The sequence below is a fragment of the Hymenobacter sp. genome, from assembly GCF_031398885.1.
GTDB lineage: Bacteria > Bacteroidota > Bacteroidia > Cytophagales > Hymenobacteraceae > Hymenobacter.
Genome location: NZ_JANNOD010000121.1, coordinates 1 through 13,144, shown reverse-complemented (window position 1 = coordinate 13,144; position 13,144 = coordinate 1). Strand labels below are relative to the sequence as shown.

The window sequence follows — 13,144 nt, the reverse complement described above, 5'->3', positions numbered from 1 at the left end:
AACGTGCGCGACTTTGCCTGGGCCAGCTCGCGCAAGTTCATCTGGGACGCCCTGCAAATCCAGCAGAATGGCAAGCCGGTGCTGTGCATGTCGTATTACCCCAAGGAAGGCAACCCGCTCTGGGGGCAGTACTCGACCGAGGTGGTAGCCCACACCATCGGGACCTACTCCAAGTTCACCATTCCCTACGAATACCCGGTGGCCATCTCGGTGCACGGCCCGGTGGGCGGCATGGAATACCCGATGCTGTGCTTTAATGGGGGCCGGCCGGAGAAGGATGGCACGTATACCGCGCAGCGGAAATACGGCATGATATCCGTGATTATTCACGAGGTGGGGCACAATTTCTTCCCGATGATTATCAACTCCGACGAGCGGCAGTGGACGTGGATGGACGAGGGCCTGAACACATTCTGCCAGTACCTGACCGAGCAGGAGTGGGAGCGCAACTATCCCTCCACGCGCGGCGAGCCCCGTAACATCGTGGACTACATGAAGACTGACAAGAGCGTGCAAACCCCGATTATGACCAATTCGGAGTCGGTGCTGCAGTTCGGCAACAACGGCTACGGCAAGCCGGCCACGGCCCTGAACATCCTGCGCGAGACGGTGATGGGCCGCGAGCTGTTCGACCACGCCTTCAAAACCTACGCGCAGCGCTGGGCCTACAAGCACCCCACGCCGGCCGACTTTTTCCGCACCATGGAAGACGCCTCGGCCGTGGACCTGGACTGGTTCTGGCGCGGCTGGTTCTACACCACCGACCGCTGCGACCTCAGCCTGGAGGCGGTGAAGGCCTACACGGCCAGCACCCGGGACCCGCAGGTGGAAAACGCCCGCTTGCAGCAGCAGCGCGCCGCCGCGCTGGCTTCCATTTCGGCCCAGCGCAACGCCACCGACCTCAAGCGCACGCTGGTGGACGAGAAGCCGGAGCTGAAAGACTTCTACAACGGCTTCGACCCGCTGGCCGTGACCGCGGCCGACCAGCAGCGCTACGCCGCCTATCAGGCTGCCCTGAGCCCCGCGCAGCGCCAGCGCCTCGGCGACACCCAGAACTTCTACGAGCTGAGCCTGCGCAACCTGGGCGGCCTCGTGATGCCGGTGATTGTGCAAATGACTTTTGCCGATAACTCGCAGGAAACGCAGACCATCCCGGCCGAAATCTGGCGCAAGAACAACGCCCAGGTCACCAAGGTCATCGTGACTAAGAAGCCCGTTATCAGCTTCGTACTTGACCCTTTTCAGCAAACGGCCGACACGGATTTGAGCAACAACGCCTTCCCGCGCCAGCCGGCGGCCTCCCGCTTCGAGCTGTTTCAGCAACAGGCGCCCGCCGCCCCCAACCCCATGCAGCAGGCGGCCCAGGCGGCCAGCCCCCTGCAGAAGCAGGAGCAGAAGCCGGGCGGCACCAAGTAGCCTCACCCCCTGACCCCCTCTCCGGGGGAGAGGGGGCACCGGACTTGCGCAGACGCGAGAGCAGTTACAAGGTGGAGAGTTAAAAGTGAGAAGCCCGCTTGAATCGTCAGGCGGGCTTCTCACTTTTAACTGATTCAAGACCGGTGCCCCCTCTCCCCCGGAGAGGGGGTCAGGGGGTGAGGTCACCGCCCGCCCACCATGCGCGAAATCAGGCCGCGGTCCTTGGTGACTTCCGCCCAGACCACGCCCACCAGGTGCACTACGAAGAAGGACAGAATGAGGTACATGGTCACGTTGTGGATTTCCTCGGCCGTGTGCTCCCACTGGTCGAATAGCGCCACGTCGTTGTGGTAGGTCAGGATGAGGCCCGTGCCGACCATCACGGTCAGGAACGCGTAAAACAGGGCGTAGGTGCTTTTGGCAAACAGCGCCTGGCTGGCGTCGCCTTTGTCGGCGGCCGGGGCCAGGCGGTAGCGGCGGGCTACTTCCAGCAGCCGCGCCGAAAACCGCAGCTCCGACGGGCCGCGCAGCTCCAGCCCCACGCGCAGCAGCCAGAAGGCGGCCAGCGTCAGGCCGATGTAAATGTGCCACTCCCAGATTCGCTCGCTGATGATGTGCGTGAGCGAGCGGGCCTGCTTCTCGCTGAGCACGATGTGCTCCCGGCTCATCGTGGCCTGAAACTCCGGCACGGCCGAGCGGGCATTCACGATGACGCGCTGAAAGAGAATGGTCAGCAGCTGGCCGCTGACCAATACAGCGTTGCCCCAGTGCCACACCCGCAGCGGGGCCGTGTAGTCGTGGGTCGGGGCTTCGGCGGTGGGGGCGAGCGTGGGGTTCATCGAGAGAGTTGAGGTTACGTGGGTAGGGCCGTTAGGATTCAGTTAAAAGTGAAGAGTTAAAATGAGAACGGACCTTTTAACTCTTCACTTTTAACTGAATACTAACCGGCAAACTGCGCTGATGCGGCGACAGCAGGGGCTGCCGGCAACGGTTGGGTGCGGCCGGGATAGGCCAGCAGCGCGTATTCCAGGCAGGTGAGGGCGGCGGCCAGGTCGGTGCGATTGATGACGTAGGCCAGGCGCACTTCCTGGCGGCCGAGGCCCGGCGTGTGGTAAAAGCCGTTGGCCGGCGAGAGCATCAGGGTTTGGTTCTGGTAGGTGAAGGACTCTAGCAGCCACTGGCCGAAGGTTTCGGTGTCGTCCACGGGCAGGCGGGCCAACACGTAGAACGCGCCGCCGGGCCGCGGGCACACCACGCCGGGCATGGCCCGCAGCCGGGCCACGGTCAGGTCGCGCCGGGCCTGGTACTCGGCCTTGCTCTCGTCGAAATACGACTCGGGCAGCTCCGCGGCGGCCTCGGCCAGCAGCATGCCCAGGCCGGGCGGGCTTACCCGCATCTGGGCGAAGCGGAACGCGGCCGCGTACACCTGCTTGTTGAGCGTGACCAGCGCGCCGATGCGGGCCCCGCAGGCACTGTAGCGCTTCGAAATGGTGTCGACCACCACCACGTGCTCCGCGGCGCCGGCCAGTTGGAGGGCGCTCACGTAGGGCGCGTCGTAGCAAAACTCCCGGTAGGCTTCGTCCGACAGCAGGTACAAGTCGTGGGCCCGGCACAGGCCCAGGATGCTTTCCAGCTCGGCGCGGCGGTACACGTAGCCGGTGGGGTTGCTGGGGTTGCAGATGAGGATGGCGCGGGTGCGCGGCGTAATCACCCGCTCAAAATCGGCCAGCGGCGGCAGCGCGAAGCCGGTTTCGATGTGCGCCGTCACGGGCACGATGGTGACGCCGGCCGCGATGGCAAAGGCCGTGTACGTGCCGTAGAACGGCTCCGGGATGATGATTTCATCGCCGGGATTGAGGCAGGTGAGCAGCGCGAACAGGATGGCCTCGCTGCCGCCGGTGGTCACGATGATGTCCTCGGCGGCCACCGGCAGCTGGGCCCGCCGGTAGTAGGCGGCCAGCTTGTGGCGGTAGCTCTCGGTGCCCGCGCCGTGGCTGTAGCCCAGCACGCGCACGGCGGCGGTACGCACGGCGGCCAGCGCGGCCGGGGGCGTCTCGATGTCGGGCTGTCCGATGTTGAGCGGGTACACAATCTTGCCTTGTTGCCGGGCCGCTTCGGCGTAGGGCGCCAGCTTGCGAAACGGCGAAACGGGCATGGCCTGCCCGCGCAGTGATACTTCTAGCATGAAACAAAGTTAACCGCCGCAACCAGCCTTCCGACGGCGAATGCCCGGCACAACCGCTAAAATAGCAGCGCTGGCCGGCTGCTACAAGTACTTCTGGTAGAGGTTGTATAAAATGCGGTTGTCGGCCTCGCTCAGCGGCGCGTTCACGTCCCGCTGAATGAAATGCAGCTTGAAGGCCCGGATGGCCGCCGGCAAATCCCGGGTGTCGTAGCCGATGATGCGCAGCGGCTCCCGCGGGTCGAACGGCGCCGTGCGGTTCAGGCGCATTAGTTGTGCATCCACCGCCGTGGTGTCCGGTAGGGCAGGGGCGGCGCCGGCGGGCCAGGCGGGAGGGTTGGCTAATACGGAAACCTGCGCGGCGGAACTGTCCGGCGCGGCTGGCGCGGCGCCGGGCGGGGACGGCAGCGGGCCGGCGTCGTACCAAAGCCCGAAGCCATTAGCAGCTAGTAATTTCCACGGAAACAAGGCGCTGGGGTCGGTTTTACGGGCCGGGGCAATGTCGGCGTGCCCGATGAAATTGGCCGCCGGGATGCCGTAGGCTTTCTTCAAGCCCGCCAGCACCTTCAGCAGGCTGGCTGTTTGCGCCTCGGCAAACGGCTCGGCGCCGTTGTTGTCCAGCTCAATGCCGATGGAGCAGGAGTTGAGGTCGGTGGTGTTGCCCCAGCGGGCCGCGCCGCCGTGCCAGGCCCGCAGGTAGTCGCTGAGCAGGTGGTACACCCGGCCGTCGCGCCCAATCACGTAGTGCGCGCTGACCTGCGTACTCGGCAAGGTGAAAGTTCGGAGCGTCTGGCCCGTCGAGTCCTGGGCCGTGTGGTGGATGACGACGTAGTTGGGCTTGCGCAGGTTGAAGTTGGTGGTGCCCACCCAGTACTTGCCCAGCGGCAGGCTGTCGGTGCCCGGCGTGGGCCCGGGCGTGGCGCGCAGGGCGCGGGCGTAGGCCTTCACCTGCTGGCGGTAGGAGCGGTTGGTGGCGGCGTAGGGGTTGCGCAGGACCGCGCAGGCCGCCAGAAGCGCGCAGGCTGGGGCGACAAAAAACAAGCCCGGTCGGGGTCGATTCATAAAGCGGAAACAGTAGGCAGCGCCAGCGGTGGGCCGGGCCTCGCGCTGCCGGTGCGCCCACGGCGTTCTTTCACGGCGAGGGCAGTTGAACGCATCGGACCGTAAATATCAGCGCACGGCCCCTGCCGACTGCTCCTTGCGCAAGAGGCAATGCGGAAATATGCTGATGCCAACGGTCATGTAGCCGCGGCCTTGTTTCAAGTCGCGGATGGAATCACGGGAGTCTTTAGGGTCATCGCCGAAGGTAGTGGAAGAGCCCCACGCCACCTGGAACTGCACCGGCCGGTTGTCAACGGAGCCTTGTCCCAGCCGCGCGCGCACAAAAACCATGGGCTCGCTGCGCACCATGCCGCGCAAATCCAGCGGGACGCCCGCGTCGGTGAGCGTCGTGAAATTTACCTGAGTGACGCGGTAGGCGGCCCCCACTGAGTACACCTCGTTGGGTTGATAAATCCCGTAAGCCTCGCCGAACAGCTTGTTGAAGCGAACGTCGAAATCGTGCCGCACCGGCTCTCCGACGCCCAGCAGAAAGCCGCCTTGGGAATAGCCGGCCGCGCTGCGGCCCTTGCCGTAGCCGCCTAGCCCGCCCACCAGCCAGCGCGGACTCAATTGCCAATAGCTGCCAAGGCTCACGTCGTACTGCCGGCCCCGGTAGTAGGTGCTGTCTTTCACGTCGTCGCGCAGGCTGCTGGACGCGGCCCGCACCAGTAAGTGCGGCACCGGGGAGTAGGTGCCGGCAATTTCGAACCGGCCGTTGAGGTAGGTGCTGGCGGTAACTTCAGCCTGTTTCTTATCGGTAATCTGCGGGGCCGCGCACTGCATGGGCATGTACACCACGCAGCCGGCCAACAGTTGAACAATGCTGCAGGCTAATAAACTAGGTAACAGATTTTTCATTAGTCGAATGGATAGATAAGGGGAATGTTGGCTCGGGAATAACACTATGAAGTTAAACAGAAAATACCCTCGCAACTGACGTCACGGGGGTATTTTTTATGTGGTTACGGGTGAGCCGTGAAAGCTTATCAGGCGTCTACCTTATATGGTCTATTCACAAACGAGTTGTGTGGCCAAATACCGATAACTTCATTAGAGCGAGGCGGACCTGGTCTGGGTGCAATACATCAGTCGGACGCGCGCTACGGGGCACCGCGTTCTCGCCGCCTGATGGGCCGGAACACCACGCCCGCGCTCACCAGCCAAGCGCTTCCACGATTCAAGTCAACCTGGGAGCGTACGGGGTCGTAAGGGCCCCCCGTGCTGCCCCGGCCGTGCTGGGCCAGCGAAAGCCCGCCCCCGATTTCGGCTTGCCAACGGTCAGCGTTTGGCTCTGCTCCCACATCAAAGCGCACCGAAAAGAAAGGTTCGTGCCGTAACTGATTGTCGAGCGGCAGCAGGTATTCGCTGGAACGCAGCTCCCGGAAGCGCACCTGCGTGAGGCGGTAGCCCAGGCCAATTGTCACGGGGTCCTTGCGGCACAAAGCCCCGAATTGACCAAATTGGGTCGTGTAGCGAGAAAAATAATCGGTACGATAGTTAAATAAGATGTCACCATTATTTACCTGGCGGGCTGCTTGGCCCCAGCCGTAGCCACCGAGCGCAACTAACGTCCAATAGGGCCCCGCAGGCCAGTAGGTGCCAACTCCCGCTTCCGCCAGGCGGGCCCGAAATAAGCCGCTACCCGACAACGAACCCTGCGGGCGCCAGCTGCCCATCCCCGTCAGTAGGAGGTGGTTGGCGGGCGAATACGCCGCGCCGGCTTCGGCACGCAATGAGGGCTGCAAGCTGCCGCGCAGCTCGACTTGGCCAGCGCCCCGAATCCCGGGCAGGGAGGGTTGCAAGGGAGTGTATACCGTGCAACTGATAGCACCAAAAATCAGTAAGGCCATTTGTAGCGCGTAGGAAGTGAAGGTACAGATAGTGCGCATCAACCAAGATTTAAGGATGACTAAAGCTAATCGTACCCCGAAGCTGGCCGCAACCTAATCTTTCCACAACCGGGACTTTTTATTCGCAGCAAAAAGGGTTGGAAAGCGGCTGCTAGTGGAGTCGGTACGGATATTAATCTTGATTTGTCGGATATTTCACAATGCCGTTCGTACGTAAACGGCCCCGCCATTCTCATAGCGGGGCCGTGCCAGTGCTACAAAAAAGCAGGGGCTACTTGGCGTAGGCCACGGCGCGCATCTCCCGAATCACGGTGATTTTAATCTGGCCGGGGTACTGCATTTCCTTCTCGATTTTCTGCGAGATTTCAAAGCTCAGCTCGGCGGCCCGTTCGTCGGTCACGTTCTCGGCGTCGACCATCACGCGCAGCTCGCGGCCGGCCTGGATGGCGAAGCACTGGTTCACGCCTTTGAAGCCGTTGGCCGTTTCTTCCAGCTGCTTGAGGCGCTTGATGTAGCTCTCCATCATCTCGCGGCGGGCGCCGGGGCGCGAGCCCGAAATGGCGTCGCAGGCCTGTACCAGCGGCGAAATCATGGCCGTCATCTCCATCTCGTCGTGGTGGGCGCCGATGGCGTTCACCACGTCGGGGTGCTCCTTCCACTTCTTGGCCATTTCCATGCCCAGGATGGCGTGGGGCAGCTCGGGCTCCTCGGTGCTCACCTTGCCGATGTCGTGCAGCAGGCCGGCGCGCCGGGCCTTCTTCACGTCGAGGCCCATCTCGGCGGCCATGGTGGCGCAGAGGTTGGCCACTTCGCGGCTGTGCTGCAGCAGGTTCTGGCCGTAGCTGGAGCGAAAGCGCATCCGGCCCACCATCTTAATCAGCTCCGGGTGCAGGCCGTGAATACCCAAGTCGATGATGGTCTTCTCGCCAATCTCGACGATTTCCTCCTCGATGTTCTTGCGGGTCTTGGCCACAATTTCCTCCACCCGGGCCGGGTGAATGCGGCCGTCCTTCACCAGCAGGTGCAGCGAGAGGCGGGCAATTTCGCGGCGCACCGGGTCGAAGCCCGAGATGATGATGGCCTCCGGCGTGTCGTCCACGATGATTTCCACGCCCGTCGCCGCCTCCAGCGCCCGGATGTTGCGGCCCTCCCGGCCGATAATCTTGCCCTTTACGTCGTCGCTCTCGATGTTGAAAATCGATACGCAGTTCTCAATGGCGTGCTCCGAAGCGGTGCGCTGAATGGTTTCGAGCACAATCTTCTTGGCGTCCTTGGTGGCCGTGAGCTTGGCCTGGGCCACGGTGTCCTTGATGTAGGAGCTGGCCTGAATCTGGGCCTCGTTCTTGAGCGACTCCACGAGCTGCTCGCGGGCCTCGGCGGCGGTCAGGTTGGCGATGGTTTCGAGCTGGCGCTGCACGGTGAGCAGTTGCTCCTCGGCTTCTTTTTCGCGGGCTTCCAGCTCGGCCAGGGCGGCTTCGTGGTCGGCGCGGCGCTTCTCGGCCTGGCTTTCCAGCTTGTCGCGCAACTGCTGGGTGTCGGCCTGGGTTTTCTCGCGGATGCGCTCCAGGTCCTGCTCTTTCTTCTGCAGCTGCTCCAGTTGGCGCTGGGTGGTTTCGGTGAGCATCTTAATGCTCTGCTCCTGCTCCACCACGCCCTGGCGGCGCTCGGTCAGCTCCTGGTCGAGGGCCTGCTTGAGGCGCTTGCTCTCCACGTCAAACTCGTTGCGGATGCTCTTGAACTTGTTCTTGGACTGCTCCAGGCGCTCGTCGGCCTGCTTAATTTTCTCGTCGCGGAGGCGGTTGCCCTTCTCTTCGGCGTCGAGGAGAATCTGCTTGGCGCGGGCCGAGGCCTCGCCTTCGTGGTCCAGCCGGGCTTTGCCGGCCAGCAGCCGGCCCACCACGATGCCCGCCACGAGGGCGACCACGGCGGCCAGCAGGATGTACATTAGTGTGGGTGACATATAGATATGGTTTTTGGATGGGAGTAAAAACCATAGCTAAGTAGAACAGACTTGCCCGGGCGCGGGCGGCGGCGGCCGATTGCCGCGCCGCCCTGCCGGGCCAACGAGTGTATGGGGGCTCGGCGGGGGTATTACCCCGCCAGCACCACGCCGGATAGTAGCTCGTCGAAACGAGCCAGCCGTTCGGTTAGCGCCGCATCGGTGCCATCCTTTTCCTTGCTCACTTTCAATTGGTCGGCCATGGTGGCCAGCGCAATCATGGCCAGCAGGTCCTGCTTGTCCTGAATGCCGTAGCCTTCCCGGAACTCGCGCACCTTGTCGCCGAGCAGGCGCCCGGCCAGGCGCAGCCGCTCCTCGTCCTGCACGTCCACGCGCATGGGATAGTCGCGGTCGGCAATGCGAATTTTGATGGCTAGCTCGCTCATAAGGCGGAAGTTACGGCGTGGGGGTGAGGGTCAGGGGGGTTAGTCTCTCAAATAGGCAAGACACTTGTCCAGTTCGCGGATGTATTCGTTGAGGCGCAGTTTTAATTCGTTGGCGTGGGTTGGTTCCCCAGCTATGGTATGCACAAGTTTAACAATATTTTCCTGGTTTTGTCGCTCCTTGAGTTGCCGGTCCCGCTCGCGCACGTCGGCCCGCAGCTGCTGCACGGTGGTGTTGGCGTCGGCCAGCTCCTCGCGCAACTGCTGATAGGCAGCCACTAAGGTGGTAATCTGCCGCTCCAGGCGGTCGAGTTGCGCAAGCTGTTGGGTAGAGGCCACGGGGCGGGATAAATTTTGGCGTGAAGATAAAGCGGGTCCCCGAAAGCTACGCTTTACCCGGGACCCGCTCGCTCCTTGCTACTCAGGCCAATCAGGCTACGACTGCTTGGCCTTCTTCGTCTTGGTCTTCGTTTTGCCGCCGTCGTCGGTCTTGCTCTTCATTTTCTCGTCCGTCGGCATGCTCATCTGGGCCGGGGCGGGCGGGGGCATGCTGGCCGCCGCCGCCACGGGCTTGCCGTCCAGGTCCAATTCCACCACCGGGTAGCCCAGGGCTTGCAGGGCGGGCAGCTGCTTGTTGTCGCCCACCACCACGATGTACATTTTGTCGGCCGGCAGGTTTTTCTTCGCCGAGGCCAGCACGTCTTCCTTGGTCAGCTTCTTCAGAATGTCGCTCTGCTGCTGCACGTAGCTGGGTTCGAGGTTGTACTCCACGAGGCGGGCCAGGAAGCCGGCTTTCTGCTGGCCGGTTTCGTAGCGCAGGGCGTCGCTCTGCCCCACCGACGATTGCAGGAACGTCAATTCCTCGTCCGTGATGCCGGTCGAGTAGCCGGTGATTTCGCTCATGAACTCCTTCACCGAGGCGGCCGTGGCGTCGGCGCGCACGCCGGCCTGGGCCGTGAACGGCCCGGCGTAGCGGGTACTGGCGTAGCCCGAGCGGGCGCCGTAGGTGTAGCCTTTGTTCTCGCGCAGGTTCAGGTTGATGCGCGAGTTGAAGGCGCCGCCGAGCAGGTAGTTGGCCAAAAAGGCGCGGTAGTACGGGCCAGTGGCGTCGTAAGTCATGTCGGTGAGGTAGCCCACCCGAATTTCCGACTGCGCCGCGCCCGGCTTGTTCACGAAGTACACCGTGGTCTTGTCGGGCTGCACCCCGGCCACGTCGGCCGGTACGGTCACGTCCTTTTTGGCCCAGCTCTGCAGGAAACCCAGCTGCGGCGTCAGCGTTTTCTGGTCCACGTCGCCCACCACCACCAGGTAGCTCACGTTGGGCGCGTAGTATTTGTTGTAGAACTCCTTCACGTCGGCCAGCGTGAGGCTGCCTACCGAGGCGGCGGTGCCGGCCACGGGCGTCCCGGCGATGTTGTTGGGGCCGTAGAGCAGCTTGTTGTAGGTCAGGTCGGCGATGACGGCCGGCTGGGTGTTGAAGTTGGCGATTTGCTCCAGCTGCTGCTTTTTGAGGCGGTCGAAGTCGGCCGCGTCGAAGCGGGGGTGCAGCAGGCGCTGTTCCAGCAGGGCCAGGGTGGCGGGCAGGCTGGCCGTGAGGCTCTGCACCGACACCGTGGTTTCGTTGTCGTCGCCGCTTACCGACACGCGCGAGCCCAGCTTGTCAAGCGCGGCCGAGAATTCCTCGCCGGTGTACTTCTCCGAGCCTTCGTTCAGCAGGCTGGCGGTGAGCTGGGCAATGCCGGCTTTCTCGGGCATGGCCTGCTCCAGGCGGTGGCCGCCGCGGATGGTGAGGCGCATGGTCACGGCCGGCACCTCGGTGTTTTTCGTGCCCACGATTTTCAGGCCGTTGGCCAACGTTTCCTGGTACAGCACCGGCACCTTCACCACCGGGTTGGCCCCCGACGCGGGCTGCTTGCTGCGGTCAAATTTATCCGTGGCCTTCACGTACTTCAGGCCGGCGTACTCGTCCTTGGGCGCTTTGTAGGCCGCTTTGTCGATGGTGTAGTTGTCGGGCTTGGCGGCCACGCCGCCGGTCTTGGGCACCACGCTCAACACGACGGCGTGCTGGCCGCGCAGGTACTTGTCGTAGGCGCGCTGCACGTCGGCCTTGGTCAGGGCGTTGAGCTCCTTGGTTTCGACGGTGATGTAGTTCGGGTTGTTGAAGTAGGTCTGGTTGGCGGCGAGCTGGCTCACCTTGCCGCTCACGCTGGCCAGGCTGTTCACGCGCTGGGCGCGGGTCTGGGCCTTGAAGCGCTGCAGGTCGTCGTCTTTCACGCCGCGCTTCTCAAACTCGGTCATGGTGTTGCGCACGATGAGCTCCAGGCTGTCGAGGGTTTTGCCGGGGAAGGGCAGGGCCACGAAGGCCAGCTGGCCGCCCAGCTCCGAGTTCTGCTGGTACACCTGGGCCTGCACGGCCTTCTGGTTCTTCACCATGTTCTTATACAGCAGCGAGTTCTTGCCGTTGCCCAGGATGTCGGCCAGGGCGTCCAGGGGCAGCTCGTCGGGGTGGCCGTGGGGCACGGTCGGGAACACGACTTGCAGCATCGGGAAGCGCACGTTGTCCTGGTAGCTCACGTAGCGGTCGGCGGTAAGCACGGGGGCTGGCAGCTTGGTTTTGGTCACGGCCGGGCCGCGTTTGATGGAGCCGAAGTACTTCTCGGCCAGCTTCACCACCTGGGCGGGCTGCACGTCGCCGCCCACGGTCAGGGTGGCGTTGTTGGGGCCGTACCAGCGCAGGAAGAAGTTCTTGAGGTCGTTCACGTCGGAGCGGTCCAGGTCCTCCAGGTAGCCGATGGTCAGCCAGGAGTAGGGGTGGCCGTAGGGGTAGAGGGTTTTGGTGAGGTACTCCTGGGCCAGGCCGTAGGGGCGGTTGTCGTAATTCTGGCCGCGCTCGTTCTTCACGGTGCTGCGCTGCACTTCAAATTTCTTCTGCGTCACGGCGTCGAGCAGAAAGCCCATGCGGTCGGCTTCCAGCCACAGGCCGGTCTCGAGCTGGTTGCTGGGCAGGGTCTCGTAGTAGTTGGTGCGGTCCTGGTTGGTGCTGCCGTTGAGCGTGCCGCCGGCCGCGGTCACCAGCTTGAAGTGCTGCTCGTCGCCCACGTGGTCGGAGCCCTGAAACATCATGTGCTCAAAGAAGTGGGCAAAGCCCGATTTGCCAATCTGCTCGCGCGCCGAGCCCACGTGGTAGGTCACGTCCACGTGCACCAGCGGGTCGGAATGGTCCTCGCTCACGATGAGCGTCAGGCCGTTGGGTAGTATGTACTTCTCGTAGGGAATGACGAGCTGGCCGGGCTGCTTGGCGACCTTCTCAATCAGCTTGGTGCCGCCGGGCGTGGTCATCAGGGCCGTTTTAGCCGCCGGGGCCTTGGCCGCGGGCTTCTGTTGGGCGTGGCCGGCCGTGGCTACCAGGGCCAGGCCGAGGGTAGATAATAGTCGAAGGTTCATTTTCTGCGGGGAAAAGATGAGAAGTTGAGAAACAGTACCGTGAATGAGTGCGCAACTTACTACCGCGAACGCAACCACGGCCGGTGCCGCTTTTAAGGTTGTGCTTACATGATTGGGACCAGCGCAATCGGCGGGCGACGGTTCCCGCAGAGGGCGCAGAGGAAGGCGCTTCGCTGTCTCCGTGCTGGCGCCGGGCGGCGGGTTTGTCTGCAAGCTGTTCCAGGGCGGCGGGGAGAAATCCTTCCTCGACCTGCTGAAGCGCCGCTTCGCATCGGTGAAGTTCGCCAAGCCCCCGGCCAGCCGGCGCGACAGTTCCGAGACCTACGTGGTGGCGCAGGGGTTCCGCCCCGGCGCCTGACACGGCCGCGCGGTTGCCGTGGGAAGGCGATCGGCGTAAGGGGGGCCGCCAAGGTTCGTCACACGGAAGCCCTTGGCCATGTCCCCCGACACCGTCCCCGCCCAGTTCCTCGCGCCCGCCATCGCGGAGGCCTTTGCCTTCGACGATGTGCTGCTGGTGCCGGCCTATTCCAGCGTGCTGCCGCGCGAGACCGACCTGCGCACCAGGCTCACCCGCCGCATCAGCCTCAACATCCCGCTGATCGCGGCCGCCATGGATACGGTGACCGAATCCGAAATGGCGATCGCCATGGCGCGCGCCGGCGGCATCGGGGTGATCCACAAGAACCTCTCGCCCGAGCTGCAGGCCGCCCAGGTGCGCCGGGTGAAGAAGTTCGAAAGCGGCATGGTGGTGAACCCGCTCACGATCTTC

The 13,144-nt window shown here is 63.6% G+C and carries 12 protein-coding genes; 3 read left to right on the top strand and 9 right to left on the bottom strand.

What is annotated here, in order from left to right; translation table 11 throughout:
• Positions 1–1,416: M1 family aminopeptidase (locus RMO51_RS21610; protein WP_310398068.1), on the top strand; the 1,416-nt coding region annotated here is incomplete at its 5' end.
• A gap of 182 nt (positions 1,417–1,598) precedes the next feature.
• Here RMO51_RS21610 and RMO51_RS21605 read toward each other — a convergent pair.
• The 9 genes from RMO51_RS21605 to RMO51_RS21565 form a co-directional block, all read right to left on the bottom strand.
• The gene (locus RMO51_RS21605; protein ID WP_310398067.1) at positions 1,599–2,255 is read right to left on the bottom strand and encodes a cytochrome b/b6 domain-containing protein; all 657 of its coding nucleotides are present in this window, start codon (positions 2,253–2,255) and stop codon (positions 1,599–1,601) included.
• A gap of 101 nt (positions 2,256–2,356) precedes the next feature.
• On the bottom strand, positions 2,357–3,601 hold the full coding sequence (locus tag RMO51_RS21600) for a pyridoxal phosphate-dependent aminotransferase (protein WP_310398066.1): 1,245 nt from the start codon (positions 3,599–3,601) through the stop codon (positions 2,357–2,359).
• 81 nt (positions 3,602–3,682) lie between these two features.
• Positions 3,683–4,660 carry an N-acetylmuramoyl-L-alanine amidase gene (locus RMO51_RS21595; RefSeq protein WP_310398065.1) on the bottom strand — a complete coding sequence of 326 codons (978 nt, stop codon included), beginning with the start codon at positions 4,658–4,660 and terminating at the stop codon, positions 3,683–3,685.
• A 108-nt stretch (positions 4,661–4,768) separates the two neighbouring features.
• Positions 4,769–5,557: a hypothetical protein gene (locus tag RMO51_RS21590; RefSeq protein ID WP_310398064.1), complete on the bottom strand. Its 789-nt coding sequence runs from the start codon at positions 5,555–5,557 to the stop codon at positions 4,769–4,771.
• Between the two features lie 242 nt (positions 5,558–5,799).
• Positions 5,800–6,501 carry a hypothetical protein gene (locus RMO51_RS21585; protein ID WP_310398063.1) on the bottom strand — a complete coding sequence of 234 codons (702 nt, stop codon included), beginning with the start codon at positions 6,499–6,501 and terminating at the stop codon, positions 5,800–5,802.
• Positions 6,502–6,820: 319 nt separating this feature from the next.
• A complete protein-coding gene (rny, locus tag RMO51_RS21580) occupies positions 6,821–8,509 on the bottom strand; it encodes a ribonuclease Y (RefSeq protein ID WP_310398062.1) in 1,689 nt (562 codons plus the stop codon).
• Between the two features lie 131 nt (positions 8,510–8,640).
• Positions 8,641–8,934 (bottom strand): cell division protein ZapA, encoded by a 294-nt coding sequence (locus RMO51_RS21575; RefSeq protein WP_310398061.1) that lies wholly within the window; start codon positions 8,932–8,934, stop codon positions 8,641–8,643.
• 39 nt (positions 8,935–8,973) lie between these two features.
• The gene (locus tag RMO51_RS21570; RefSeq protein WP_310398059.1) at positions 8,974–9,270 is read right to left on the bottom strand and encodes a hypothetical protein; all 297 of its coding nucleotides are present in this window, start codon (positions 9,268–9,270) and stop codon (positions 8,974–8,976) included.
• 96 nt (positions 9,271–9,366) lie between these two features.
• On the bottom strand, positions 9,367–12,375 hold the full coding sequence (locus RMO51_RS21565) for a pitrilysin family protein (protein WP_310398058.1): 3,009 nt from the start codon (positions 12,373–12,375) through the stop codon (positions 9,367–9,369).
• A gap of 181 nt (positions 12,376–12,556) precedes the next feature.
• On the opposite strand from RMO51_RS21565, the gene RMO51_RS21560 reads away from it, so the two are divergent.
• Together RMO51_RS21560 and RMO51_RS21555 are read left to right on the top strand one after the other, a co-directional pair.
• Positions 12,557–12,733, top strand: a complete 177-nt coding sequence (locus RMO51_RS21560; RefSeq protein ID WP_310398057.1) for an SAM-dependent methyltransferase — start codon at positions 12,557–12,559, stop codon at positions 12,731–12,733.
• Positions 12,734–12,811: 78 nt separating this feature from the next.
• Positions 12,812–13,144: IMP dehydrogenase (locus tag RMO51_RS21555; protein WP_310398056.1), on the top strand; the 333-nt coding region annotated here is incomplete at its 3' end.